This is a genomic window from Actinoplanes sp. CA-252034, from assembly GCF_050956125.1.
In the GTDB taxonomy this organism is placed as follows: Bacteria; Actinomycetota; Actinomycetes; order Mycobacteriales; family Micromonosporaceae; genus Actinoplanes.
In genome coordinates, this window is the sequence record NZ_CP191846.1 from 7660250 (window position 1) to 7687240 (window position 26991).

22 protein-coding genes are annotated in these 26991 nt (G+C 72.3%); 12 read left to right on the top strand and 10 right to left on the bottom strand.

Annotated features, from left to right (window positions below):
* Positions 1-31 precede the first annotated feature (31 nt).
* On the top strand, positions 32-808 hold the full coding sequence (locus tag ACQPZW_RS34820) for an ABC transporter ATP-binding protein (RefSeq protein WP_433797701.1): 777 nt from the start codon (positions 32-34) through the stop codon (positions 806-808).
* A gap of 50 nt (positions 809-858) precedes the next feature.
* Here ACQPZW_RS34820 and lhgO read toward each other — a convergent pair whose 3' ends face one another.
* The 8 genes from lhgO to ACQPZW_RS34860 all read right to left on the bottom strand — a co-directional run bounded on the left by lhgO (position 859) and on the right by ACQPZW_RS34860 (position 10768).
* Positions 859-2052: an L-2-hydroxyglutarate oxidase gene (gene lhgO / locus ACQPZW_RS34825; RefSeq protein ID WP_433790258.1), complete on the bottom strand. Its 1194-nt coding sequence runs from the start codon at positions 2050-2052 to the stop codon at positions 859-861.
* 235 nt (positions 2053-2287) lie between these two features.
* The gene (locus ACQPZW_RS34830; protein WP_433797702.1) at positions 2288-3190 is read right to left on the bottom strand and encodes a PrpF domain-containing protein; all 903 of its coding nucleotides are present in this window, start codon (positions 3188-3190) and stop codon (positions 2288-2290) included.
* Between the two features lie 49 nt (positions 3191-3239).
* Positions 3240-4613 carry a sensor histidine kinase gene (locus ACQPZW_RS34835; protein ID WP_433790259.1) on the bottom strand — a complete coding sequence of 458 codons (1374 nt, stop codon included), beginning with the start codon at positions 4611-4613 and terminating at the stop codon, positions 3240-3242.
* Positions 4610-5308 carry a response regulator transcription factor gene (locus tag ACQPZW_RS34840; protein WP_433790260.1) on the bottom strand — a complete coding sequence of 233 codons (699 nt, stop codon included), beginning with the start codon at positions 5306-5308 and terminating at the stop codon, positions 4610-4612. Before ACQPZW_RS34840 ends, ACQPZW_RS34835 begins: the two co-directional genes overlap by 4 nt.
* Before the next feature lie 8 nt (positions 5309-5316).
* A complete protein-coding gene (locus ACQPZW_RS34845; RefSeq protein WP_433790261.1) occupies positions 5317-5721 on the bottom strand; it encodes an FMN-binding protein in 405 nt (134 codons plus the stop codon).
* Positions 5722-5733: 12 nt separating this feature from the next.
* Entirely contained in the window at positions 5734-7116 is a 1383-nt protein-coding gene (locus ACQPZW_RS34850; RefSeq protein WP_433790262.1) for a ferredoxin reductase family protein, read from the bottom strand.
* Positions 7117-7246: 130 nt separating this feature from the next.
* Positions 7247-10264 carry a hypothetical protein gene (locus ACQPZW_RS34855; protein WP_433790263.1) on the bottom strand — a complete coding sequence of 1006 codons (3018 nt, stop codon included), beginning with the start codon at positions 10262-10264 and terminating at the stop codon, positions 7247-7249.
* Between the two features lie 48 nt (positions 10265-10312).
* A complete protein-coding gene (locus tag ACQPZW_RS34860; protein ID WP_433790264.1) occupies positions 10313-10768 on the bottom strand; it encodes a hypothetical protein in 456 nt (151 codons plus the stop codon).
* 183 nt (positions 10769-10951) lie between these two features.
* Between ACQPZW_RS34860 and ACQPZW_RS34865 the strand changes: the two genes are divergently transcribed.
* The 11 genes from ACQPZW_RS34865 (at position 10952) to ACQPZW_RS34915 (ending at position 26299) form a co-directional block, all read left to right on the top strand.
* Complete coding sequence (locus tag ACQPZW_RS34865; protein ID WP_433790265.1) at positions 10952-11644, top strand: hypothetical protein; 693 nt, start codon at positions 10952-10954, stop codon at positions 11642-11644.
* Between the two features lie 166 nt (positions 11645-11810).
* Entirely contained in the window at positions 11811-12413 is a 603-nt protein-coding gene (locus ACQPZW_RS34870; protein ID WP_433790266.1) for a DUF4956 domain-containing protein, read from the top strand.
* A complete protein-coding gene (locus ACQPZW_RS34875) occupies positions 12410-13189 on the top strand; it encodes a polyphosphate polymerase domain-containing protein (RefSeq protein ID WP_433790267.1) in 780 nt (259 codons plus the stop codon). Before ACQPZW_RS34870 ends, ACQPZW_RS34875 begins: the two co-directional genes overlap by 4 nt.
* On the top strand, positions 13189-15015 hold the full coding sequence (locus ACQPZW_RS34880) for a carbohydrate-binding domain-containing protein (protein WP_433790268.1): 1827 nt from the start codon (positions 13189-13191) through the stop codon (positions 15013-15015). The genes ACQPZW_RS34875 and ACQPZW_RS34880 overlap by 1 nt, the downstream gene beginning before the upstream one ends.
* A 174-nt stretch (positions 15016-15189) precedes the next feature.
* Positions 15190-16080: a helix-turn-helix domain-containing protein gene (locus tag ACQPZW_RS34885; protein ID WP_433790269.1), complete on the top strand. Its 891-nt coding sequence runs from the start codon at positions 15190-15192 to the stop codon at positions 16078-16080.
* Between the two features lie 63 nt (positions 16081-16143).
* The gene (locus tag ACQPZW_RS34890) at positions 16144-17097 is read left to right on the top strand and encodes a phosphodiester glycosidase family protein (RefSeq protein WP_433790270.1); all 954 of its coding nucleotides are present in this window, start codon (positions 16144-16146) and stop codon (positions 17095-17097) included.
* A 5-nt stretch (positions 17098-17102) separates the two neighbouring features.
* Positions 17103-18167 (top strand): GtrA family protein, encoded by a 1065-nt coding sequence (locus tag ACQPZW_RS34895; RefSeq protein ID WP_433797703.1) that lies wholly within the window; start codon positions 17103-17105, stop codon positions 18165-18167.
* Between the two features lie 13 nt (positions 18168-18180).
* Positions 18181-19650 (top strand): diguanylate cyclase, encoded by a 1470-nt coding sequence (locus ACQPZW_RS34900; RefSeq protein ID WP_433790271.1) that lies wholly within the window; start codon positions 18181-18183, stop codon positions 19648-19650.
* Between the two features lie 50 nt (positions 19651-19700).
* Complete coding sequence (locus tag ACQPZW_RS34905) at positions 19701-23318, top strand: BTAD domain-containing putative transcriptional regulator (RefSeq protein WP_433790272.1); 3618 nt, start codon at positions 19701-19703, stop codon at positions 23316-23318.
* Positions 23224-25710, top strand: coding sequence for an ATP-binding protein (locus ACQPZW_RS34910; protein ID WP_433790273.1), 2487 nt, complete (start codon positions 23224-23226; stop codon positions 25708-25710). The genes ACQPZW_RS34905 and ACQPZW_RS34910 overlap by 95 nt, the downstream gene beginning before the upstream one ends.
* A gap of 49 nt (positions 25711-25759) precedes the next feature.
* A complete protein-coding gene (locus ACQPZW_RS34915; RefSeq protein ID WP_433790274.1) occupies positions 25760-26299 on the top strand; it encodes a carboxymuconolactone decarboxylase family protein in 540 nt (179 codons plus the stop codon).
* On the opposite strand, the gene ACQPZW_RS34920 is transcribed toward ACQPZW_RS34915, so the two are convergent.
* Both ACQPZW_RS34920 and ACQPZW_RS34925 read right to left on the bottom strand, forming a co-directional pair.
* On the bottom strand, positions 26257-26772 hold the full coding sequence (locus ACQPZW_RS34920; protein ID WP_433790275.1) for a S26 family signal peptidase: 516 nt from the start codon (positions 26770-26772) through the stop codon (positions 26257-26259). The two genes, ACQPZW_RS34915 and ACQPZW_RS34920, sit on opposite strands and share 43 nt — an antisense overlap.
* Positions 26769-26981: a hypothetical protein gene (locus tag ACQPZW_RS34925; protein ID WP_433790276.1), complete on the bottom strand. Its 213-nt coding sequence runs from the start codon at positions 26979-26981 to the stop codon at positions 26769-26771. Before ACQPZW_RS34925 ends, ACQPZW_RS34920 begins: the two co-directional genes overlap by 4 nt.
* Positions 26982-26991 lie beyond the last annotated feature (10 nt).

Consider the following 26991-nt stretch of genomic DNA (forward strand, 5'->3'; position numbering starts at 1 on the left):
GGGTCACACGCCCCGGCTCAGCGGCGCCGGGATGACGCTCGCCTACGACAAGCGGGTCATCGCCGAGGACCTGAGCGTCGAGATCCCGGACGGCTCGTTCACCGTGATCATCGGGCCGAACGCGTGCGGCAAGTCGACCCTGCTGCGGGCGCTGTCCCGGCTGCTCAAGCCCACCGCCGGGACGGTCCTGCTGGACGGCAGGGACGTGCACTCGCAGCCGACCCGGATGGTCGCCAGGACCCTCGGGCTGCTGCCGCAGTCGTCGACCGCACCGGACGGCATCACCGTGGCCGAGCTGGTGGCCCGGGGCCGCTACCCACACCAGGGCGTCCTGCGCCGCTGGTCGGCCGAGGACGAGCAGGTCGTGCAGGAGTCGATGGCGTCGACCGGGGTGGCCGACCTGGCCGACCGGCAGGTCGACGAGCTCTCCGGCGGCCAGCGGCAGCGGGTGTGGCTGGCCATGGCGCTCGCCCAGCAGACGCCGTTGCTGCTGCTCGACGAGCCGACCACCTATCTGGACATCGCCCATCAGATCGAGGTCCTCGACCTCTGCGCCGAGCTGCACGAGCGCCGGGGCCGTACGCTCGTCGCGGTCCTGCACGACCTCAACCACGCGGCCCGTTACGCCACCCATCTGATCGCCATGCGGTCCGGCCGGGTGGCCCGCTCGGGACAGCCCTCCGAAGTGCTCACCGCCGAGCTGGTGGAGGAGGTCTTCGGCCTGCCGTGCCGGGTGATCGACGACCCGGAGACCGGCACTCCCCTGGTGATCCCGGCCGCCCGTCGCTCGACAAGCGCATCGGTCTGACGATCAGGGGTGACAGGGCCTCGGCACTCCCGGGGCCCGGCCGGCGCCGTTCATCCGAAGACTTCGGCCACCACATGCTCGGCGATCGCCAGCGAGGACGTCGCCGCGGGTGAGGGGGCGTTGCGTACGGCCGTGACCGGACCCAGACGGTGGATCCGGAAGTCGTCGACGAGGCTGCCGTCGCGGTCCAGTGCCTGCGCGCGCACGCCGGCGCCGGCCCGTACCACGTCGCTCGCGCCGATCTCCGGGACGTACCGCATCGCCTCGGCCATGTAGCGGCTCTTCGACAGCGAGCCGCGGACCTCCTTGATCCCGGTACGCCAGTGCTTCCGCGCCATGTGCCAGGTGCCCGGCCACGCCGCGATGCCGGCCAGGTCGGGGATCGAGACCCGGGTGCGGGTGTAGCCCTCACGCGCGGTGGCGAGCACCGCGTTCGGGCCGACCTCGACGATCCCGGTGACCCGGCGGGTGAAGTGCACGCCCAGGAATGGGTAACGCGGGTCCGGAACGGGGTAGATCATGCCCCGGACCAGGTCCGCCTTCTCGTCGCTGACCCGCATGTACTCGCCCCGGAACGGGATGATCCGCGGTTCGGCGGCGTCACCGGCCAGCCCGGCGACGCGGTCGGAGTGGATGCCGGCACAGACGATCACCCGGTCGACGGTGACGCTGCGTTCGCCGGACTCGATGCGGATCGAGCCGACGTTCCGCTTGACGGCGGTCACCGGGAAATCGAGCCGGACCTCCCCGCCGGCGGAGCGGATGTCCTCGGCGAACGCCTTCGCGACGCCCGGGAAATCGGTGATCGCCGTCTCCGGCGAATGCAGCGCGGCGAGGCCGGCGGCGTGCGGCTCGATCTCGCGGATCCCGCTCGGGTCGACCCTTCTCAATCCGGGTACGCCGTTCTCGCGCGCCCGCTTCTCCAGGTCGTCCAGGCGCCCCAGCTCGTCCTCACGCACCGCGACGACGAGCTTCCCGCACTCGTCGTAGGCGATGGCGCGGTCCGTGCAGTACTCCCGCAGCAGCAGCCGGCCGCGGGTGCAGAGCTCCGCTTTCAGGCTGCCCGGCGTGTAGTAGATGCCGGCGTGCACGACTCCCGAGTTGTGGCCGGTCTGGTGCTGCCCCACCTCGGACTCCTTCTCGACGACCACGACGCGGGTGCCGGGCCGTCGCAGGCTGATCTCCCGCCCGATGGCCAGGCCGACGATGCCGGCTCCGATGATCCCGATGACCTCGTCCGCCACAGGTGTCGCCTCTCTGATACGGCCATCCCGGCCGGTGCCGGAGTCGATGGCGCAGTCTTTCACCTCCGTATGGAACCGCATCACCGCCGGTAAAAGATGATCTTGTGAGTTTGCGCCCACCCGTTGGGTTCGCCGCCACCCCGGCCGGTTCGCCGCCACCCCGGCCGGTTCGCCGCCACCCCGGCGGGCTCGCCGCCACCCCGGCGGGCTCGCCGGTTGGCTCGCCGGTCGGCTCTCAGCGGGCGAAGAGGCGGCCGTCCAGGACCAGCCGGGCGGTGCTGACCACCGACGAGCCGGGCACCACGTCGAGGAAGCCGGTGGGATGCTCCAGGCGCAGCAGGCCCGGTGGCACCACGGCCCGGTCGGCGTCCCGGAGCAGCCGGGCCGCCACACTGCCGGGCCGGGTGGCGGCCGCGCCGACGCCGACCGCGGCGCGGATGCCGATCGCGGCGTGCACGCGGTGCGGCAGGAGGGTCCGGGTGCTCAGGCTGCCGCCGTCGGCCGGTGGGGCCAGCAGGCACATCGTCGGCTCGGTGCCGATCAGCTCGGTGGCGAGCCGGCGCAGGCGGCCGACCCGGTGACGCAGGCGCTCGTCGTACTCCAGCCGGGTCGGGGTCTCGTGTCCGGTGACACCGAGCCCCGCCGCCTCGGCCAGCGCGAGCGGCACACCGTTGTCGACCAGGGTCACCGGCACACCGTCGAGGTCGTCGGCGACCCGGCCGGTGGGCAGCACGGCGACGTCGCCGAAGTCGATGAGCAGCCGGGCCGCGGTGCCCGGCACCCCGCTGACCGCGGTGTCCCCGGCGTAGGCGGGACGGCCGCCCGGAGTGGGGACGTGCACGGTCGCGTGGGCGCCGGTGGCGGGCATGCGCACCCGTACCGCCGTGGTGTCGCCCTGGACGGCGACCAGACCACGCTCGATCGCGAAAGGGCCCACGCCGGCCAGCAGGTCGCCGCACGGCCGCGGCTCGGTCACCGTGTCGCCCTCCACCCGCAGGAACCGGTAGTCGACGTCGGCCGACCGGTCGGCACACTCCCCCACCACGGCGATCCGGCCGGCGAGCGGGTACGGCCAGTCGGCCAGCCGGGGTAGCAGCCGGTCCCGTTCGGCGGGGTCGGCGGGCAGATCACCGGCCAGGAGGTACGCACCCCTGGACCGGCCCCACCGCGCAGCTACGCGGCATCGACTATCCGGGTGTCTGAGCTCCGGGCAGCCGCACCGTCACGACCGTCCCGCACGGATGGTTCGGGCCGGCGGTCACACCGCCGCCGTGCTGGGTGGCGGTCTGCGCGACGATCGCCAGACCCAGGCCGGAGCCGGGCATCGAACGGGCCGCCGTCGCCCGGTAGAAACGGTCGAACACGTGCGGCAGATCCTCGTCGGCGATCCCCGGCCCGTTGTCGGCGACGGTCAGCACACCACCGGACAGCCTCGTCGTGACGGTGCCGCCCGGCGGGCTCCACTTGGCCGCGTTGTCCAGCACGTTCACCACCATCCGCTCCAGCTCGCCGGGGCGGCCCAGCACGGTCACCGGCGTCAGATCGGTGTCGAAGGCCAACCCGGGCGCGCGGATCCGCACCCGGTTGATCGCGGCCGTCACCACCTCGGCGAACTCCACCTGCTCGATCGTCTCCCGGCTGCCCTCCTCGCGGGACAGCTCGACCAGCTCGGTGGTGAGCGTGGCCAGCTCCCGGACCTGGGCGTCCAGGTCGTCGAGCAGCTTGACCCGCTCCTCCGGCGGTAGCCGGTACGCCAGATCCGGCTGGCGCTCCACCGCCATCAGCAGCTCCACATTGGTCCGGATGCTGGTCAGCGGGGTCCGCAGCTCGTGACCGGCGTCCTCGACCAGGGCCCGCTGCGCCTGCCGGGAGGCGTGGATGGCGGTCAGCATCGCGTTCACCGAGCGGCCCAGGCGGGCGATCTCGTCGTTGCCGGACACCTCGACCGGCCGCGTCAGGTCCATCGACACGGCGACGTCCTCGACCGCGCCGGTCAGATGATCGACCGGGGCCAGGCCGGCGCGCGCCACGGTGCGCCCCAGCACCGCCGCCCCGGCGATCCCCGCCGCGCAGCCGACCGCCAGCAGGGCCGCGAACGCCACCAGCACCCGCTCGTCGGGGCTCGGGTCGAGACCGACCTGGACCGCGCCGCCGCCCTCGATCGGGACGGTCAGCATCAGATACTCGCCCGGGCCGATGATGACCTGCTCACGGGTCCCCGGCTGCCCGGCGGTGGCGATGGCCACGGCGGTCGCGGTGACCGGGAGCCGGACGGCGCTGCCGCCGACCACCACGCCGGACGGGTCGAGGACCTGCCAGCAGGGCCCGATCTCCTTGTCGCCCGGGTCGGGGCGGGCGCCCTGCGACTTCAGCCACTGCCAGGGGTTCTCCGCGATCGTACGGGCGTCGGCCAGCAACTCCGCGGAGATCTTGTTCTGCTGGATCGCGCGCACGCTCACCCACGCCCCGGCCGACACGAGCAGCACCGCGGCCGCCACCGCACCGGTGACCAGCAGCGACAGCCGGTCGTGCAGGGGCCGGGATCGCCACCACGCTCTCACCACGGCTCCTCCCGCAGCACGAATCCGACACCGCGGACGGTGTGCAGCAGACGCGCCTCACCCTCGGCCTCCAGCTTGCGCCGAAGATAGCCGAGATAGACGTGCAGGCTGTTCGACCCCTCACCGAAGTCGTAGCCCCAGACCTGCTCGAACAGCGCGGTCCGGGTCAGCACCTGCCGCGGGTGGCGCAGGAACGCCTCCAGGATCCCGAACTCGGTACGGGTCAGTTTCAGCGCGCGCTCGCCCCGCCACACCTCACGGGTGGTGGGGTTCATCCGTACGTCCGCGAAGGTCAGAAGGTCCTCACCGGTCTCCTCGGCGGGGGCCGGCGAGAGGGCGGAGCGGCGCAGCAGCGCCCGGATCCGGGCCAGCAGCTCCTGCAGGGCGAACGGTTTCACCAGGTAGTCGTCGGCGCCCGCGTCGAGACCGGCGACCCGGTCGCCGACGCTGTCGCGGGCGGTGAGCATCAGCACCGGCACCACCACGCCACCGGCACGCAGCTGGCGGCAGGTCTCCAGCCCGTCCATCCGGGGCATGCTCACGTCGAGGACCATCGCGTCCGGCTCGCCGGCCCGCACCGAGTCGAGGGCGGACAACCCGTCGCCCGCGGTGTCCACCTGGTAGCCCTGGAACCGCAGGGTACGGGCCAGCGAGTCACGCACGGCCGCGTCGTCCTCCACCACCAGGATCCGCATGGGGTCCATTAAATCCCGGCCGCGTCGATCGCCGACTGCAGGGACTGCCGGTAGCCGCCACTGGTGTAGGTGGCGCCGGAGACCGAGTCGATGTCCGCGCTCTGCGCCGCCAGGGTGGCCTCGACCAGCACCGGGAGGGCCCGCGCGCTGATCTCGTCGTGCTTCTGGCTGCCGGTCGGATAGACCGGCACGGCGACCGAGGTGATCTTCCCGTCGGCGACGGTGATCACCACTTGGACGTCGCCCTCCCGGGTCGTGGCGGTGTCGCCGGTGAAGGCCCGCCCCTCGCCCGAGGTGGTGGCCGGCGCCACCGCCGCGGTCTCGGCGACGGCGGCCCCGGTGCTGGTGCGGTAGCTGAACAGCAGCACGAGCGCTGCCACGGTGGAGAGCATCCACAGGCTGATACGTCGCATCGGATCTCTCCCTTACCAGGCGAAGAGCTCGGTGTGGACACGGTCGGCGCGGGCGCCGGCGGCGATGGCGGCGGCCTTCGCGGCGGCGGCCCACTCCTCCGGGCCGCAGATGTACACGCGGGCGGTCGCGATGCGCGGTGCCACCTGCCGCAGCGCCTCGGCGTCGCCGGCGCCCGCCAGGCTGCCGGGCAGCCAGGAGGTGCTGCGGGCGCGGGATCCGGTCACCGGCACGACACGCACGCCGCGCCGGTCGGCGAACCAGTCCAGCTCGTGACGGAAGGCCAGGTCGGCGTCGGTACGGGCGCGGTAGACCAGGGTGGCGTCGCCGTCGCGGTAGGGCAGCTCGCCGAGCAGCGACAGCAGCGGGGTGATGCCGATGCCGCAGGCCAGCAGCACCACCGGCTCGCCCCGGTAGGACTCGCCGGTCAGCTTGCCGTAGGGGCCCTCGAACAGCACCCGGCTGCCGGGCTTCAGGGTGGCGATGCGGGAGCTGCCGTCGCCGGAGTCCTTCACAGTGATCCGCAGCGCGTCGCCGTGCGGCGTCGCCGACAGCGAGAACGGGTTGGCGCGGGTCCAGCCCGGGCCGCCGAGGAACCGCCAGTGGAAGAACTGCCCGGCCCGCGCGGGCAGCTCGGCGAGCCGCCGCCCGGTCAGATGGACCGAGGTCAGGCCCGGCCCCTCGGCGACCACGCGGCTCACCGTGAGGCGGTGCCTGCGGTTACGGATCAAGGGCAGACCTATGCGGTACGCCAGAACGGCGCCCGCCGCGGCCAGGTAGAGGGTCCACCAGTAGGCACGCGCCCAGGCCGTGCCGGTGAAGTCGGCGCCCGCCCAGATCTGATGCGGCAGTGCCAGGCCCACACCCAGGTACGCGTACAGGTGCAGCAGGTGCCACGACTCGTAGCGCAGGCGCCGCCGGGCCGCCCGCATCGACGTGACCACGACCATCACCAGCGCGAGCGTGCCGGCCGCGGCCAGCAGCATCCCCGGGTAGGTGAGGATCAGGTTCCACAACGTGCTGAGCGGGTTCGCGCCGGCCGCGTACCCGATGGTGATCGTGACGATGTGCAGGACCATCAGCCAGAACGAGGTGAACCCGGTCCAGCGGTGCCAGCGGGCCAGCCGGTCCTGGCCGAAGGCCCGTTCCACCAGCGGGATCCGGGCCATCAGCAGCACCTGGAGGAGCAGCAGGTCGGAGGCGTACAGGCCGGTGAGCCGGCCGATCGCGGTGATCGCGTCGCCACCGGTCACATCGGACACGCCGCCGTTGCCCACCCAGAGCACGGTGACGATCAGAAGGCTCAGCGCGGCGGCGGTCGCGCCGGCGCCCGGCCACCACGCGGGGGTGACGGGAAGCCGGCGCCGGACGGCGGCGGGCTCAGTGGTAACGGTCATGAGCGCCAACCCTGACGTGATCTTCTAAGACCTCCGAGGGTGGTTCGTAAGGGTTGGCTAAGAGGACGGCGGACAGCGAGACGGCCCGGGTGACGGAAGTCACCCGGGCCGTGATCACCTACCGATCGCCCTACTGCGGGTAGTCCTCACGGCAGGCGGCTGCCGCGGGGTTCCGGGTGGCGGTCGGGACGAACGCCATGGCGTCGAAGGCGACACTGTCGTTGCCCTCGAACTCGGGGACCCCGATGTTGCTGATCTGCACCTGAGAACCGCGGCCCATGTCGTAGTTGCCGAGGTAGACCCACTTGCCCTTGCCGACGACGCCGGGGATGTCGCTCTGGGTCTCGGCCTCGAAGTCGACATGGCATTCCTTGGTCACATCGGTGATGGGACCGTTGTAGATCTGGTAGTCGCCGAAACCGTCCGCGCCGTGGTTCGGCAGGTGAGCGACGACGCTGTACCGGCTCCGGGTGCCCGGCGCCAGGTCGAGGTCCGGGATCCAGGTACCGACGATCTTGTGCTTGTAGCGTTCGTTCGGATACATGTACGTGAACCACGAGTGGCCCTTGTAGCCGGCACCGGCCTGGTGCAGGTCGATCTCCGCGTACGGCGCCGTGTCCGGGCTGCCGGCCGGGTTTCCGAGACGGAGGGTGAACTTGCCGTTCTGCTCCTCGACGTCGCCGCAGCCGAGATTGTGCCGCGAGGTGTCGTTGAGGCTGTATACGATCGACACCTTCTTGGTGGCGTCCCGGGCCGGGTCGCTCCAGAAGCCGAAGGTGTCGCACTCCTTCGGATAGATGCGGTCGGTCTCCGGCTCGGAGCTGCCCAGCGAGTAAGCGAGCTTCTCGGTCGTGCATTCCTCGAGCAGGCAGTTGGCGATGTCACCCTTGTGCTTCTGCTGCCCGGGGCCGGCCGGCCAGCGCGACTGCGAGTGGCCGTAGAACCAGCAGGAGGCGTTGACCGCCGGGCAGCCGTTGGCCGCCTCGGAACAGCCGTTGACCGCCGGATTGCAGAAGTCGAACCGGCCCGGCACCGACAGGATTCGCTTCAGGTTCTCGTCGTCCGACCGGCCGCTGTTGCCGAAGGTCGGCTTCGAGTAGGCCTCGGTCCAGATGACCAGGCCCTTCTTCTGCGGGTTCTCGACCCAGCCCATGATGCGCTCGGGGTAGGACCATTTGCTCGGTCGCTCCGCGTCGGCCATCGTCTTGCGCAGGAACGGGTCACGGTCGGCCGGGTACTCGGTGTTGGCCGGGTTGTTCAGCCAGCCGATGCCCCAGTAGCCGCCCTGCAGCGTGCTGTTGCGCCGGTCGTACGGGTAGTAGCCGCTGTTGTAGGCCCAGAGCGCGGTGAACCAGTTCTCGACGTACGAGGGATCGTTGTTGTTCATCAACGTCTGGTACTGGCTCGGCTCGAGCTGGAGCTGGTTCCACTTCTCGATCAGGATGTTCAGGCTGGCCGCGATGTTCGCTGCGTAGTCCAGCGAGATGGCGCGCGCCTGTGTGTCCGTCCACAGTCCGCCGGCCATGCCGTCGGTGACCTGGCCGATGCCGTACCCGCAGTCGGCGTCGTCGTAGTTGATGTAGTCGAGGTTGCCCTTGTTGCCGTAGTAGCTGCCGATCAGCGGGTTGCCGGTGTCACCGGGAACCACGTGCCACGACGCCTGCGACATGTTCGTCTCCTGGGCGACCACGCCCAGCAGGACGTTGGCCGGCACGTGACCGCCGCCGATCAGTTCCTTCCTCTCGAACAGCGCCTGCGGCCTGTACGCCGGCAGTCCCGCCTTGAGGTAGTCCGCCGGGCGTTGCACCATCAGACGGCCGTGGACCGCCTGGTCGATGGCCCACTCGACCTGGTTCGGGCTCGGCTGGTGCGGCTGCATCATGGGGTCGTTGCGCCGCACGATGCACTTGGGCTGGGTGATGCTGCGCGCGGCCAGGGCGGCCGACACCTTCGCGGCGCCGCCCTTGTCCGGCGAGGAGTTGATGTCCGCGTCCAGCACGGGCGCCTTGGTGGCCTTGAGCTCGTGGGTCACGCGGGCACCACTGGTGGCGGCACGCAGCTTGACCGTGACCTTGCCGGCGTCCTCGGGATCGGCGAACTGCAGCGGGCTCTGCACCGCGACGGCGGACTGCTTGCTGAAGACCTCCTCGGCGAGCAGGTGGCCCCTGGCCGAGACCTTGTCCACCCGCGCGTCGGTGGCGACGGTTTTCAGCTGGGCCGTGGTGACCGCCGACGTCGTCGTGCCGACCAGCGCGTTCTCGCCGCCGGCCTGGCCGAACAGCTGCAGCTTCCCGACCGGGCCGCGGGCCGTCTCGCGCAGCTTGCCGCCGCTGAAACGCTCCGCGACCGTCTCCCTGCCCCGCACCGAGACGATGTCGAGGCCGGAGCGGGCGGTCGCCCGTACACCGAAGGCCTGGCCGTTGATCGTGGCGACCTTGGTCGTCCGGCCGTCGGCCGCGATCTTCACCAGCTTGCCACCGGCGATGCCGTAGTCCCCGTCGGGCGCGGGGGCCGGCGTGGTGAGCTGCCCCTTGACCTTGCGGGTGCCGGTCACCTTCGCGGCTGCGGCGTCGATGGTCAGGATCTCGGTGTCGGTGCCGAAGTCGTCGCCGATCGACCGGTTCACCAGGACCCGGTCGTCCGGCCCGCACGCCGGGTTGTAGTAGGAGAGCGACACCCCCGTCGCGACGTGGGTGGACTTGCCGGTGGTGGTGTCGACGACGGCGGCGAAGCCACCGGCACGCATCAGCTCCGGCTTGTTCGCCGCCTTCTTCGGGGCGAACACCGCGACGGCGTACCGGCCGGAGCCGGTGACACACACCTCACCCATCCACGGGCCGATCTCGAGCGAGCTCGACTTCAGCGTGGCCAGCGTCTTCCAGGCGAAGGCGTCCTTCTCCCGGGCGATGTAGAGGTGGTAGCCGTCGGTGTCGCCGGCGCCGGTGACGATGACGTCGGAGGACTTGCGCCACGACGATCCCAGGGTGGCGTCCGGCTGCGGCATGGCGCCGCCGTCGGCGGATGGAGCCGTCGGCGCCGGCGTGGGTGCCGGGGCGGACAGGGCCTGGCCCGGCACGGCGAGGCCGGCGGCGACGGCCGCCGCGGTACTCACCGCCAGGAGGCGTGACTTGGCGAAACGAGAGTGCACTTTTCCCCCGTGCGAATGGTCGTTGCTGTTGCGATGAGGCGTCACTGATCAGCGCCAGAGCGTGCAGAACGCGTTCGGCATGCCGGTGACGGCGCAGAACCGGACCGACCGCTGCCAGCCGACCAGGGTCGTGACGTAGTTCTGCGCGCCGGTGATGCCGAGGTTCGCCCGCTGCTCGTTCACGCCGCCGTACTCGGGCGAGAACTCGAGGTAGACCGAGCCGGAGAATCCGGCGGTGAGCGAGGTGAAGTCGGCCCACATGGCGTGACAGGTCACGCTGTAGTAAAGGTCACCACGTCCGACGACCGCGCCCGCCGAGTCGAGGACCTTGGTGCCGGTGATGACATACGCGTTGGCCTTGCAGTCGGTGTCCGCGACCTTCAGGCCGTCACAGCCGAAGTTGACGCAGTGGACCGCGGCGGCCGCCGGGGAGGCCGGCAGCACGAAGGCGCCGAGCCCCAGCAGGATAGTGGACAGGAAGACGATGATTCGCCGTAGAAGCATATAGATCCCCGTGGCTAGATTCTGCGGCGTCATCCTGCCTCAAGTGATCGACCTCAGTCAAAGCTCCGGCTCAACATCAATTTGATACGCTTCGCTGCCTTCCCGGACACGAATGAGCTGCTGAGGACACCCATGTCAACACCCGAGACACACTCGTCGACCCGTTCGAACGGCAGGCGAACGATGGTAGTGATCTTCATTGCTCTGCTTCTGCTGGCTCTGACCGCCTTCGCGGTGAAGCAGCTCCTGAGCGTGGACGCGGACCCGACGGGCGGCTCGGACTCCGGCCTTCCGGCGGTATCCGCCGGGGCGGTCGGCGCCGACGGCACCCCGGACTCCGGAGAGTCCAAGGCCGGTGGGGACGCCGAGTCCACGGCCGGTGGGGGCGTCATGGTGCCCGGCACAAGCGAAAGCGATCCCGCCCGTCTCGCCTACACCTTGCCGCCGTTGGGGCCGATCCAGGGCGTCGATGGTCAGGCCGTGGCCAGGGCCTGGGAGAAGCGCTGGAAGGCGCCTCTGAAGGAGAACGCGGAGCTGCGCGAGCGGTACACGATCGTCGACTATCCCGCGGGCGGCGGCCGGCTGAGCTTGGTCCTCACCACCATCGTGGGCGGCGCCGAGGCGGAGTCCGTGCGATGCCTCCTCGAGCACGGCACGAAGAAGGTCGACCGGAAGGTTCTGGACGGCGTCGTGAACGACTGCCTCGCTCCGGCGTTGGAGCAGTCCGAGCGCGCCGAGGTCATCACGTGGCTGAGCGCCCAGGACTACAAGGCCGCAACCAACATGCAGACCTGGAAGAAGTCGATGCCGCGCTTCGACCTGACGGTCGACGTCTTGGCGGGCAGTCTGCGCGCCAGCGTGGTGGGCCGCCCCTAGACGATTCACCGACGCGGGTCACCACCGGCGCTGCAGGCGGCCCGGTGGTGACCCGCGTTACGTTCGGCGGGTCTCAGACCCGCAGCACAGAGGCTCCACAGGACGCGCACAGGGTGTTCCGGCGAAATGGAAACACCTGATGAACGCCACCTGAAGGAAGCCTCTAGTGACCACGTTGCTCGCCGTCGCCGCGGATCTCGTCGCGATCATCGTCCTGACGTTCGGTGTCTACTTCCCCCGCCACCGGCGGCGGGATCTGGTCACCGCCTTCCTCGGAGTGAACATCGGCGTCCTCGCGGTCGCCACCGTCCTCGGCTCCTCGACCGTGGGGGCGGGTCTCGGGCTCGGGCTCTTCGGCGTGCTGTCGATCATCCGGCTCCGCTCCGACGAGATCAGCCAGCACGAGATCGCGTACTACTTCGCCGCGCTCGCCCTGGGCCTCATCGCGGGGCTCGGTAACGTGATGAACGTCCTGCACCTGAGCCTGATGGCCCTGGTCGTGGCGGCGCTCTTCGTCGGTGACCACCCGGCGCTGTTCCGCCGGCACCGCAACCAGCTGATCCGGCTCGACGTCGCCTACAGCGACGAGAGCGCCCTGCGGGCCCACCTCGAACAGGTCCTCGGTGGCCAGGTGACGGCCGTCGCGGTCAAGCAGATCGACATGGTCAACGACAGCACCCTGGTCGAGGTCCGGTGGATCGCCGGCTCCGGCCACGGCCGCGCCGCCGGCCGGCTGGGCCCGCAGATGGAGCGGGTGAACGCCCGATGACCGTCACCACCGAGGTTCCGCTCTTCCACCGCTTCGCCCCGATCAGCCTGGACGAGCTGGTCGGCGAGGCCGCCCTCCTGACCCGCCTGGACCGCAAGTACGTGCTGCCCGCCGAGGCCCTGCCCGGCCTGCTGGACCGGATGCCGCACGAGGTTCGGGCCCTGCAGATCGATCACCAGCGCACCTTCGGCTACCGGTCGGTCTACTTCGACACGGCCGCCCTGGACAGCTTCCTGGCCGCGGCACACCAGCGTCGCCGCCGCTTCAAGGTCCGCGTGCGCACCTATCTGGACAGTGGCCTGAACTTCGTCGAGGTCAAGACGCGCGGCTGCCGCGGGGTCACCGTCAAGGAGCGCATCCCGTACGCCGGGGACGGCGCCGACCTGGGCGCGGACGGGCGGGCGTACGCGGCCGCCGTCCTCGCCGAGGCCGGGCTCCGTCCCGACGTGGACCTGCTGCGCCCGGTGATGGCCACCTACTACCGCCGCAACACGCTCTACGTGCCGTCGACCGGCAGCCGGGTCACCGTCGACACCGGCCTGTCCTGGCAGCTGCCGGACGGCTCGGCCGTCCACATGCCCCGCTCGGTGATCGTCGAGACGAAGTCCGGCCGGGCCGCCTCCGACGTCGACCGGCTGCTCTGGTCGCTCGGCCACCGTCCCGCCTCCATCTCCAAGTACGCGACCGGGCTCGCCGCCCTGCGCCCCGAGCTCCCCGCCAACCGCTGGCGCCCCGTCCTGCGCCGGCACTTCACCACCACCTCGAAGGGACTCTGATGAGACTCCGCAAGAAGGTCGTCGCCGCCGTCAGCTCCCTGGTCCTGGCCACCGCCGTGCTGGCCGGGTGCTCCTCCTCCGATGCCACCACCGCGGCCACCGAGGTGGCCGCCACCAGCACCGTCGCAGCCTCGACGGTCGACGGCACCCAGGACGCGGCCACCGTCCTCAAGGCGGACAAGGCGGTCCACACCGCCGGCGACTCCTCCTCCGACGCGGTCGCCGTCGAGCTGACCGGCAGTTCGGCCACCGCGTCCGGGGAGGGCGTCACCGTCGACGGGGGCACGGTCACCATCGCCGCGGCCGGCACCTACCGGATCAGCGGACGACTCGACGGGCAGATCGTCGTGAACGCGCCGGACGCCACGGTCACCCTGATCCTCGACGGCGCCGAGATCAGCAGCACCACCACCGCGGCGATCGCCGCCACCGAGGTCGGTCAGCTCGTCGTCTCGCTCGCCGACGGCAGCAGCAACACCCTGTCCGACGCGTCGTCCTACGCCGACGACGCGGACGTCGACGCCGCCCTGTTCAGCGCCGGCGACCTCACGGTCACCGGCGCCGGGAAGCTGACCGTCACCGGTAACGGCAACGACGGGATCACCAGCAAGGACGGCCTGCTCGTGGAGTCGGGCACGATCACCGTGACGGCGAAGGACGACGGGCTGCGCGGCAAGGACTACGTGGCGGTCTCCGGTGGGACGATCACGGTCACCGCGGGCGGTGACGGCGTCAAGGCCGACAACACCGAGGACGCCGACTCCGGGTACGTGTCGATCTCCGGTGGGACGGTCGAGGTGACCAGCGAGGGTGACGGCGTGGACGCGGCCACCGACATCGTGGTCACCAACGGGACGCTGACGATCACGGCCGGCGGTGGGCACACCGTCCAGCCCGCCGACGACACGTCGGCCAAGGGGCTCAAGTCCGGGGTGATCACGGTTCTCGAAGGCGGCACCATCGCCGTCGACGCGTCCGACGACGCGGTGCACACCGACGGCGCGGTGCACTTCAACGGCGCGAAGGTGACCGTGGCCAGCGGCGACGACGGGGTGCACGCCGAGGGGCAGCAGATCATCGACGGCGGCTCCCTCGAGGTGACCGCGGCGGTCGAGGGCCTGGAGGCGGCCGTCTTCGTCCTCAACGACGGCACGGTGCACGTGATCTCCAGCGACGACGGCATCAACGGCGCGGGCGGCACCACCGGCACCGACACGGCCGACCAGGGCGGGCAGCAGGGCGGCGGGTTCCCGGGCGGCGGCGGTGGCCCCGGCGGCGGCGAGGAGGTCGGTGACTTCTCCGTGACGATCAACGGCGGGAGCCTGGTCATCGACTCGGAGGGCGACGGGCTCGACTCCAACGGCGTCGCGTCGATCACCGGCGGCACGGTCGTGGTGAACGGACCGGAGGGCAACGGCAACGGGGCGCTCGACGTCAACGGCACCTTCACCGTCAGCGGCGGCACGCTGCTCGCCGCGGGCAGCGCAGGCATGGTGGTCACGCCGGGCGCCGACTCGGGGCAGGGCTGGATCTCGGCCACTCTGGACAGCGCGATCGCGGCCGGCACCACGGTGCAGATCACCGACGGTGACGGTACGGTCGTCGCCACCTACGTGACGAGCAAGAGCGTGCAGAACATCACCTTCTCCTCGTCGAAGATCACGAGCGGGGAGTCGTACACGATCAGCACCGGCGGGACGGCGACCGGCGCGAGCACGGGCGGTCTGGCCGCCTCGGGCTCGCTCGGCTCGGCCACGAAGGTCGCCACGGTGACCGCCGGGCAGGCTCCCGCCGGTGGCGGCCAGGGCCGTCGCGGCGGCCGCTGACCACTCCTGCACCCCCCGGTGCGGCGCCCGGGACCGGCGACGGTCCCGGGCGCCGCCGTCGTGACCGAATCGTCGCTCTTCGAGTTGACCTCCGGAGCGGGTGGGGCCCTCACGTGAGTATGCTGATGCGGATCGCCAGCCCAGGATCCACAGAGGACTCTCGAAGAGGTCCACGTGCCCGACCAAGTGACCGATAACGACGACGGCTTCAGCCACAACAGTGGGGCCACGGTCCGCCGGCTTCAGCTCGGCGGTCATCTGCGTGCCCTGCGCCGGGCCAAGGGGCTCACCCGTGACCAGGCCGGCTACACGATCCGGGCGAGCGAGTCGAAGATCAGCCGGATGGAGCTGGGCCGGGTCAGTTTCAAGGAACGTGACGTCACCGACCTGCTCAAGCTCTACGGGGTCGAGGACCCGGCCGAGCACCGGCGGGTTCTGGCGATGATGCGTGAGGCCAACGCGCCGAGCTGGTGGCAGGCGTTCGGGGACGTGCTGGACACCTGGTTCCAGAACTATCTGGATCTGGAGCAGGCGGCCGAGCTGATCCGCACCTACGAGATCCAGTTCGTGCCCGGCCTGCTGCAGACCGACGCGTATGCGCGGGCCGTGATCGCGCTCGGTCACGAGGACGGCGGGCCCGAGGAGATCACCCGGCGGGCGCAGCTGCGGATGGCCCGTAAGCAGGTGCTGCGGCGACCGGACGCGCCACGGCTGTGGGCGGTCCTCGACGAGGCGGTGCTGCGCCGTCCGATCGGCGGCCGCGACGTGCACCGGGAGCAGATCGAGTATCTGCTGGAGGTCTGCGAGTCGCCGCGGGTGCGACTGCAGGTCATGCCGTTCGAGAAGGGCGGGCACGCGGCGGCCGGGCAGGCGTTCAGCATCCTGCGGTTCCCGCACGAGAAACTGCCGGACGTCGTCTACATCGAACACCTCACCAGCGGCCTCTATCTGGAGCGGCGTGAGGAGGTCGACCGGTACGCGGCGGCGATCGGCCGGCTGTTCATCGAGGCGGAGCTGCCCAGCCGGACGCCGGAGATCCTTCGCGAGCACCTGGCCCGGCTTTAACTCACGATCGACCCATGGGCCGGGCACAGGAGGCCCACAAGATCCGCCGGTTGACTGCGATGCGTGACGACGAATCCCGTACCCCCGAAGTCCCGCCGGATCGGCCGCCGCGGTCTCCTCGCCGGTGGGCTGGGCCTGCTCGCCGCTGCCGGCGGCGGTAGCGCCTGGGCCCTCGACCGCTACGTCCTCGACCACGTGGAGGTGTCCGGCGTCTCCCAGCTGGCCGCACAGAACGTGGTCGCGGCCGAGCCGGACAGCACCGGAACGGCGACCGCCAGCAGCTACTCCAGCGACACCGCCACCATCAAGATCAAGAACGTGGCGGTCGGGTCGGGCAACGACAAGGTCACCTACTACGTGGCCGACGTGCAGGTCACCGACGCGACGATCGTCAGGTCGGCGTTCGCGCAGGACCAGTTCGGCGAGAACATCATCGCGAACCCCTCCGAGATCGCCGCCTCCGCCGACGCGGTCCTGGCGATCAACGGCGACTACTACGGGTTCCGGGACACCGGCATCGTCGTCCGCAACGGGGTCAAGTTCCGTGACTCCGGGGCACGGCAGGGGCTGGCCCTCTACGCCGACGGGTCGATGAAGCTCTACGACGAGACGAAGACCAGCGCCGACGAGCTGATCGAGGACGGGGTGTGGAACACGCTGTCGTTCGGACCGGGGCTCGTCCAGGACGGCGCGGTGATCTCCGGCATCGACCAGGTCGAGGTGGACACCAACTTCGGCAACCACTCCATCCAGGGGCAGCAGCCACGCACCGGGATCGGCATCGTCGACACCAACCACCTGCTCTTCGTCGTCGTCGACGGGCGCAGCAAGGGCTACAGCCGGGGCGTGACCATGCCGGAGTTCGCGGAGATCTTCGCCGGGCTCGGAGCGCGGGTCGCCTACAACCTCGACGGGGGCGGCAGCTCGGCGATGATCTTCCAGGACAGGCTCGTCAACAACCCGCTCGGCAAGGGCCAGGAGCGCGGCACCAGCGACATCCTCTACGTGGCCGGGTGACGACGATGATCGTGCTCATTCCCGCATACCAGCCCGACCGGCGCCTGGTGCACCTCGTCGAACGGCTGAACCGCCATCGCATCCTCATCATCGACGACGGTTCGGGTGGCCCGTACGCCCAGGTGTTCGAGACCGCCCGCCTCGCCGGCGCCGAAGTGGTCACCCTGCCCACCAACCGCGGCAAGGGCTTCGCTCTGAAGACCGGATTCGCGCACATCGCCGCCCGCCACCCGGGTGAGGACGTGGTCTGCGCCGACAGCGACGGGCAGCACCGGGTCGAGGACATCGAGGCGGTCGCCGGGCGGCTCAGCACCTCACCGGCCGCCATGGTGCTCGGGGTGCGCCGGTTCACCGGGCCGGTGCCGGCCCGCAGCCGGTACGGCAACGCCGCCACCCGGATCCTGTTCCGCCTGATCACCGGGCTCGCGGTGACCGACACGCAGACCGGGCTGCGCGGCTACCCGGCCCGGATGCTCGGATGGCTGGGCCGGGTGACCGGCGACCGCTTCGAGTACGAGCTGAGGCTCCTACTCCGCGCCGCCCGCGAGCGGCTGCCCGTCGAGGAGGTCGAGATCGCCACCGTCTACCTCGACGGCAACAGCTCCTCGCACTTCCGGCCGATCATCGACTCAGCGCGGATCTACGGGCCGCTGCTCGCCTTCGCCGGATCGTCGCTGCTCGCCTTCGCCGTCGACGCCGCGCTGCTCGCCGTCCTCGTCTCATGGACCGGCCAGCTCGTCACCTCCGCCGTCATCGCCCGGCTGATCAGCGCGACCCTCAACTACACGGTCAACCGCGCCGCCGTCTTCGGTGGTGACGGCCGGACCCCGCACCGGGAGGCCGCACCCCGCTACGCCGCCCTCGCCGCCGCCTCCCTCACCGCCAACGTGCTGCTGCTCGAATGGCTCACCGCGGCGACCGGATCGCTGGCGGTCGGCAAGGTCGTCACCGAGCTGGCGCTGTTCGCCGCCGGGTTCACCGTCCAGCGGCTGTTCGTCTTCGGCCGCAGAACCGCCGAGCCGGGCACCCCGATCGCACCCGAGCGGCAGCCGGCAGGGACCCGCGGGTGAGCAACCTGGGCACATGACCCTCCGTCGCGTGGCGGCCTGGCACCTCTGCCTCGCCGCCGCCCCTGTGCTCATCGGCGCCTACTACCTGCTCGCCCACGCCGGCATGTGGCCGGGTGTCCAGGTGGCGCTCTACGTCAGCGCCAACGCCGGCTTCGCCGTCGCCGCCCTGGTGACCGCCCGCCGTCACCCGTCGATGCGCGCCATCATGCTGCTGCTCGCCGGGTCCGCGGCGGCCGGGGTCACCGGGGACATCCTGTTCTACTTCGAGGCGCTGGTGCACGGCGAAGCGCCGTACCCCGGCGTGCCGGACCTCTTCTACCTGCTCGCCTACCCGCTGATGGCGGTCGGGCTACTGCTGATCGTGCGGCGGCGGACCCCCGGCTGGGACAGCGCCAGCATGATCGACGCGGCGATCGTCGCAATCGGCGCCGGCTACCTGGTCTTCCAGTTCCTGATCGTGCCGCTGGTCGACTTCGAGGACAGGTTCACCTCGCTGGTGTCGGTCGCCTACCCGATCGGCGACCTGATGATCATGATGGTCGGCGCGCGGCTCATGCTCGGCGCCGGGCCCCGCACCGCCGCGCTCCGGTTCGTCGGCGCCTACCTGGGGCTGGTCCTGGTCGCCGACGCGCTCTACGGCTACCAGACGCAGGCCGGCACCTACCAGGCCGGTAACTTCCTCGACGCGTTCTGGATGGGCGCGAGCTTCCTCTTCGCCGCCGCGGTGCTGCACCCGTCGGTGCCCAAGATGATCAGCGCCTCCAACACCGCGACACCCGACGCCACCCCCGGCCGTCTCGCCGTCCTGGCGATCGCCGCGGTCACCGCTCCCACCTCGATCGTCATCCAGCACTACGCCGGCGGCCAGGAGCACGTGGTCGCCGCGGCCATCGTCTGCAACCTGCTGTTCCTGCTGGTCATGCTGCGGATGGCCGGGCTCGTCCAGGCGCAGCGGCACGCCGCCGTCACCGACGGGCTCACCGGGCTGCGCAGCCGCCGCTTCTTCGAGCAGGCCCTCGGCAACCAGGGCGAGCGGTCGTCCAAGAGCGGCGTCCCGGTCAGCGTGCTGCTCCTCGACATCGACCACTTCAAGACCGTCAACGACACGTACGGCCACAACGGCGGCGACCGCGTCCTCGTCGAGGTGACCCACCGTCTGCGCGAGCTCGTCCGGCCCGGCGACGTGGTCGCCCGCTACGGTGGCGAGGAGTTCGCGGTCCTGCTCCCGGACACCACTCCGGACCAGGCCGCCGAGGTCGCCGAACGGATCCGCCGGGGCGTCAGCGCCGCGCCGATCGCCGTCGACGAGTCCCGCCTGCACACCGTCACCGTCTCCGTCGGGATCGCCGGCATGCCCGCCGCCGCGACCACCGACGAGCTGGTCCTGGCGGCCGACCGGGCGCTCTACGCGGCAAAGAACGCCGGCCGTAACCGGGTCGCCAGCGCGAGCGAGTCGTCGTCCGGCGTTCCCGTCCCCGCCTGACCGCTCCCCGGGTCCTCGCCGGACAGACCCGGGACGGCAGAATCGTCGGCATGCGGTTCGGTGTCCTGGGTCCCGTCCGGGCGGAACGGCCGGACGGGACCCCGATCCCGCTCGGCGGCCCCCGCCTGCGTGCGCTGCTCGCGATGCTGCTGCTCGACGCCGGCCGCCCGGTCCCGATCGACCGGCTGATCGACGGCCTCTACGGTGACGAGCCGCCGGCCGGGGCGGCCAACGCGCTCCAGTCACAGGTGTCCCGGCTGCGGCAGGCGCTGCCGGTCGAGCTGGGCCCGGCCGGATACCGTCTGGCGGCGGCCCGCGACGACGTCGACGTGCACCGGTTCGCCGCGCTCGCCGCCGACGGCCACCGGGCCCTCACCCAGGGCGACCACGAGCGGGCGGTCACCGTGCTGCGCGAGGCGGCGGGTCTCTGGCGGGGAGAGCCCCTGGTGGACGTACGCGACGCGCCGTTCGCACAGGCCCAAGCCGCCCGCCTCACCGAGCTGAGACTGACCGCCCTCGAGGACCGCTACGACGCCGAACTGGCCCGGGCTACGCCGCTGCCTCCGGAAGCGATCACCGAGCTCCGCGGCCTGATCGCCGAGCACCCGCTCCGCGAACGCCCCCGCGCTCTGCTGATGCGCGCGCTGACCTCGGCCGGCCGCCCCGCCGAGGCGCTCACCGCGTTCGAGGACGCCCGCCGCACCCTGGCCGACGAGCTCGGCACCGACCCCTCCCCGGAGCTGTCCGCCCTGCACACCGGCCTGCTCCGCCGGCACACCGGCGCCCGGGACGGCCCCGCCCGGCACGGCGTCCCCGGCCAGCTGACCAGCTTCGTCGGACGCGACGGCGACCTGTCCCGGGTCGCGGCCGTGCTGCGTACCCGCCGGCTGGTCACCCTGCACGGCCCCGGCGGCGCCGGGAAGACCCGTCTCGCCGCCGAGGCCGCGGCCCGCCACGACGGCGACGTCTGGTTCGTCGAGCTGGCCGGCGCCGGACCCGACGGCGTCCCCTCCGCCGTCCAGGCCGCCCTGGGCCTGCGCGACGTCCTCGTCAACCCGCCCCGGCCGGCCCCCACCGCGGCGCCCGGAGTGATCGACCGGCTCGTCGGCGCCCTCAGCGACCGGCGGCTCCTGCTCGTCCTGGACAACTGCGAACACGTCGTCGACGCGGCCGCCGCGCTGGCCGCCCGGCTGCTGGCCGGGGCGCCCGGCCTGCGGATCCTCGCCACCAGCCGGGAGCCGCTCGGCATCACCGGGGAGGCCCTGCTGCCGGTCGCCGGCCTCCCGGTCCCACCCGAGGTCCCGGCCCGGCCGGCCGGCTCCGCGGGCACGCTGCCTTCACACCCCCGGGCGACCGCCGCCGCGCTCGCCGCGTTCCCGGCGGTACGGCTCTTCCTGGACCGGGCCGCGGACGTCACGCCCGGATTCACGGTCACCGCCGCGAACGCCGACGCGATCCGGCAGCTCTGCCGCACCCTCGACGGGCTGCCACTCGCCGTCGAGCTGGCGGCGGCCCGCCTGCACGCGCTGCCGGTCACCGAGATCGCCGCCCGGCTCGGCGACCGGTTCCGGCTGCTGTCGGGTGGCAGCCGCACCGCCGCGGGACGGCACCGCACGCTGCAGGCCGTCGTCGCCTGGAGCTGGGACCTGCTCACCGAACCGGAACGTGTCCTGGCCCGCCGCTTCACCGTCTTCACCGGCGGCGCCACCCTCGACGCCGTCGAACGGGTCTGCGGTCCCGTCGGCGCCGACCCGCCGGACGTCGAGCCAGCCGCCGTCGTCGACGTGCCGGCCGGTCCCGTCGGCGCCGGCCCGCCGGACGTCGAGCCAACCACGGTCGTCGACGTGCTGGCCGGGCTCGTCGGGAAGTCACTCGTCGAACGGGACGGGGACCGCTACCGGATGCTGGAGACCATCCGGGCGTTCTGCGCGGAGCGTCTCGCCGAGTCCCGGGAGCAGGAGCGGATGCACCGGGTGCACGCCGGGTACTTCCTGGAGCTCGCGGTTCGCGCTGATCCGTACCTCCGAGGGTTTGATCAGATCGCCTGGCTGGACCGCCTCGACGCCGACCGGGACAACCTGCACGCCGCGGTCCGGCGCAGCGTCGCGCACGGCGCGACGCCGACGGCGTTGCGGCTGGTCGCCGCGCTCTCCTTCTACTGGTGGCTGCGGGGGCTGCGAGGCGAGGCCGCGACGCTCGCCGATCTCACCCTGCGCGCGGCCGGTCCCGAGCCGCCGCCGGGACACACCGAGGAGTACGTGATCGCCGTGTTCAACGCGGCGCTCAGCGACGGGGACCGGACCGCCCGCCCGGCCGAGCGCTGGACCGACTACATGCGGACGCTGACCGCGGCACCCGCGCACCCGTTCCTGCTGTACCTGTCGGCGATGGCGGTGGGCCCGCCGTCCGGTGACCCGGCGGGCGTCATGGAGCTCAACCGGCGACTGCGCGGCCAGATCGCGGGCGACCCGTGGAGCAAGGCGCTCGGCGGGATCGGCGCGGGCTGGATGGTGATGTTCTCCGGCTCCGATCCGGCCCTGGCAGAACCCGAGTTCCAGTCGTCACTCGACGGCTTCCGTGCTCTCGGCGACCGCTGGGGCGCGATGCTCGCCCTCTCCGGACTCGCCGAGCTCGCCTCGTGGCGGGGCGACCCCGCGGCCGCCATCGCCCCGACCGCCGAGGCCCTGGACCTGGCCGGCGAGCTGGGCTCCACCGTGGACGCCGCCGACCTGCTCCGCGGGCGCGCCCAGGCCCGCATGGACACCGGCGACCTCGCGGGCGCCGCGGCCGACTTCACCCGTGTCACGGAGCTGGCCCGCTCCGCCGGAGCCCCCGAGCTCGTGGCGGCCGCCCTGCTCGGCCTCGGCTCCCTGGCCCTGCACCGCTCCGCCCCATCCCGGCCCGCATCCGCATCCGCCGGAGCCTCCCGACCCAGCGACCCGACGCCGCCCACCGCGCTCTCCCCAGACGCCCCGCCCCCGGCAGATCCGGGCTCGGCGGCCGGGACCGACTTCACGGCAGGGTCCAGATCGGCGGTCGGTGACATTGATCGGGAGGCCCTGGCCGAGGCGCTGCGGTACGGCAACGAGGCCCTCGCCGCGTGCCCTGCCGGCTGGTACAGCGCCGATGGGACCCGGATGACGATCCTGGTGATGCTGGGCCGGATCGCCGAGCTGACCGGCGATCCGGCCGCCGCCGGGGCACGGTATAGGGAGGTGTTCACGGTCCGTGCCGGGATGCTCGGATTCCAGGTGATGGCGGAGGCCCTCGACCGGCTCGCCGGACTGGCCGTCGCCGCCGGAGAGCCGGAACGCGCCGCCCGCCTGCTCGGCGCCGTTCACGCCCTCGGCCTGCGCACCGACCCGGAAGCCTCCGAACCGGCACGGTCCGCCGCCGCGGCCGCCCGTGCCGCCCTCGGCCCGCAACGGTTCGCCGCCGCCCTGGCCGAGGCGGCCGTCCTCCCCCGGACGAGGCCATCGACCTGGCGTCGGCCCCACCACCCTGACCGGCACCGCACCTGGCTGCGCAGCAGGCGATGTGGGCGGCGACAGGAGCGTCGTACGATTCCGGGCGATGGAGCTGTGGGAACGAGCCGGGGCGCTGGCGCAGCTGGACGGGCTGTTGCGGGACAGCCGGCGTTCCGGGCGGGTGGCTCTCGTCGCCGGTGAGGCGGGGATCGGGAAGTCGGCGCTGGTCACCGCGTTCACCCGGCGTTGCGGCCCGCGGGCCCGGGTGTTGCTCGGCGTGTGCGATCCGCTGGTCACGCCGCGGGCGCTGGGTCCGGTGCACGACATCGGGCGGCAGGTCGGTGGCCGGCTGGCCGAGCGGCTGACCGCCGGAGCGGACCGTGGCGAGGTGCTGTCCGCGCTGGTCGGCGAGTTGTCGGGGCCCCACGCGCGGCCGCTGCCGGTGGTGATCGTCGAGGACGCGCACTGGGCCGACGAGGCGACGACGGACCTGCTGGTGTTCCTGTCCCGGCGGATCGGGCGGCTGGCGGCCATGCTCGTGGTGACGTTCCGCGATGACGAGGTGGGGCCGGAGCATCCGCTGCGGGCGGCGCTGGCGGCGATGCCCCGGGAGGTGGTGCGCCGGATTCCGCTGGCCCCGCTCTCCGAGGCGTGTGTGAGCGAGCAGGCGGCCCACGCCGGCCGGGACGCTGTGGAGCTGTTTCATCTCACCGGGGGTAACCCTCTCCTGGTGACGGAGGTGCTCGCCGATGACGCGGCGGGGCCGCCGGCCGCGGTTCAGGATCTCGTGCTGGCCCGGCTGCGGGGCCTGCCGGCGCCGGCTCGTGAGCTGGCCCGGCTGGTCGCGGTGATCCCGACACGGGCGGAGACGGCGGTTCTCGGCGGGTTCGGGGCCGAGGTGCAGCAGTGCCTGGACTCGGGGGTGCTCACCCGGTCGGGGAACGGGGTCGCGTACCGGCATGAGCTTCTGCGCCGGGTCGTCGAGGAGTCGCTGTCGCCGGTGGCCCGGGTCGCGCTGCACCGGCGGGCTCTCGACCTGCTGGAACGTGTGGACGGCATCGATCCGGCGCGTCTGGCACACCACGCGCGCCCGGCCGGTGACGGGGCGGCGGTGTTGCGGCACGGCACTGCGGCGGCGGTGCGGGCCGCCGGGCAGGGCGCCCACCGCGAGGCCGCGGCCCACTACCGGGCGATGCTTCCGTACGCGTCCGGGCTGCCCCCTGCGGAGAGGGCAGATCTTCTGGAGGCGTACGCCGTACAAGCGTATCTGTCCGGGGTCGCCGGAGAGGGCCTGCCCGCCTGCCGCGACGCGCTGCGGGTGTGGCGGTCTCTCGGCGACCGGGACCGGGCCGGCGACTGTCTACGCTGGATCTCCCGGCTGGCGTGGTGGAGCGGCCGTGGCGTGGAGGCCCGGGAGGCCGCGGCCGAGGCGGTCGAGGCGCTGGAGCAGGGGCCGCCCGGCCGGCCGCTGGCGATGGCGTACAGCAACCGGTCCCAGCTGCACATGCTGGCGTACGAGCCGGACGCGGCGGTGCGGTGGGGTGAGCGGGCCGGGGAGTTGGCCGCCGCGCTCGGTGACACGGAGACGGAGTTGCACGCGCGCGTCAACGTGGCCAGCGCCCGCATGCTGTCGGGTGATCCGGCCGCCGCCGGGCAGCTGCGCCAACTGCATCGCGAGGCGGCCGCGGCGGGGTCGGCCGACCACGCTGCCCGGGCGCTGGTCAACCTGACGTCGGCGCTGATCGAACAGGCCGGCCACGGCGACGCCATCGAGACGACGCGGGAGACGCGGGCCCGCCACGACGATGCCGGGGAGGTGCTCGAGGAGGCGCTCGCCTATGCCGTCGAGCAGGATCTGGACGGGTACGTGCAGTATCTGCTCGGCCTGCGGGCGATGATCCGGTTCGCGGCGTGGGACTGGGCGGGCGCGCTGGAGGATGCCGAGGCGTCGCTGGGGCGGCCCAGCCGGGGCGGCGTGGCGGTGGTTCCGGCGCTGGTGGTGCGGGGGCGGATCCGGTCGGCGCGGGGTGACGACGGGGCGCTGGCCGACCTGGATGCGGCGGCGGCGCACGCCTACGGTCTGGCGGAGCTGCAGTGGACGGGTCCGGTGGCGGCGGCCCGGTCGGAGTATTTCCGGCTCGACGGTGACCGGGAGCGGGCGCTGGCGGAGGCACAGCCGGCATACGAGCAGGCGGTCGCACGGGGGCACCGGTGGTTCGCCGCGGAGCTGGCCGGTCACCTTCGGCTGGCCGGGGACGCGCCGGTTTCCGTACCCCCGGAGGTCTTGACCGCATGTGATCGGTTAGGTGCCGTGCGGGCGGCGGCCTGGCTGCGGGCGGCGCTGCGCCGGCAGGGGGTGACCGGGGTGCCGCGTGGGCCGCGCCCGGCGACCGTGGCCAACGACGCGGGGCTGACGGCCCGGCAGGCGCAGGTGCTGGCTCTGCTCGCCGACGGATTGTCGAACGCGGACATCGCGGCCCGGCTGACCCTGTCGGTGAAGACCGTCGAGCATCACGTCTCCGCGGTGCTCGCGAAGCTCGGGGTGACCAGTCGCGGTCAGGCGGCGGCCGCGGCCCGGCGGCGCCCGAGTTAGGGGGTTTCCCCCACGAGATCGCGCCGGCGCACCGCTACGGTCGGCGGCCATGACACTGCTGCAGACTCCGGAGTCCTCGCCGCTCTACGACGCCGACCGTGGGCGGATGGGTTACGTCGCCAACTATTCGCGGGTGTTCGCGCTGGCCCCGGACGTGCAGGCGGGCTGGGCCGGGCTCTCGAAGGCGCTGCGGTCGGCGATGGATCCGCGCCGGTATCAGCTGGTGACGCTGGCCGCGGCCCGGCGGATCGGCTCACGGTACTGCTCGCTCGCGTTCGCCACGGCGCTGCGGGAGGCGTTCCTCGACGACGCCGGCCTGCTCGACGCGGTCACCGGCCGGTCGCGTCTGGCGCCGGTCGATGTCGCGGTCATGGAGTTCGCGGAGATCGTGGCGGGTGATCCGTCGGCCGTCACGCCGGCCGACGTGGACCGGTTGCGCGAGCACGGCCTGTCCGAGACCGACATCTTCCACGTGATCGCCGCGGTGGCGGCCCGCCGGTTCTTCACCACCGTCCTGGCGGCGACCCGGACAGAGCCGGACGAGGTCTACGGCTCGCTGGATCCGGAGGTGCGCAAGGCCCTGCCGTGAGTGTCCATCCGCCGCACCACCACGGCGATCACGTTCTCGACCGGGATGAAGCCGAGATGCCGGGAGTCCAGGCTCTGCGCCGGGTTGTCGCCGAGGACCGCGACATGACCGGCCGGCACGACAGCCGTGCCCATGCCCTCCGGGGCGGGCCCGGCAGGCCCGGCGGCGACGCGTTTGACGAGCAGCGGCCCGTCGGACGATCCGGGGACGCCATGCGCTCGCGGGTTGCGGAACACCACGACGTCACCACGCCCGGGCGCCGACCGGCGGCGGCGCGCGACCAGACGGTCCCCGTCGTCGTAGGTGGGCCGCATGCTGGGCCCACGGACGACCACCACCAGCACGTTCGCGCGGATCCACAGCGTGACGGCCCCGGCCACGGCGAGGATCACGGCGGCGGCGATCAGCATGTGCGGCCCTTCGGCGACAGGGGAACGGCCCTGCCGCCGGCGCGGCAGGGCCGCCGGGATCATGCGGCCGGGCAGCTGTACGTGACCCGGTCCGCGCAGTTGTCGTAGATGTAGGTGTACTTGTAGCGGGGGATGCGGTCGCCCGTGACACTGCCCCGGCACCAGCCGGCCTGGACGGTGGTCTTGCGCAGGAAGATGCAGGCGGCGTCGACCTCGGCGGTCGGGGCGACGGTCGCCAGCAGGCGATCGGCGAGCTTGCCGAACATGCTCATGTGCTCACTC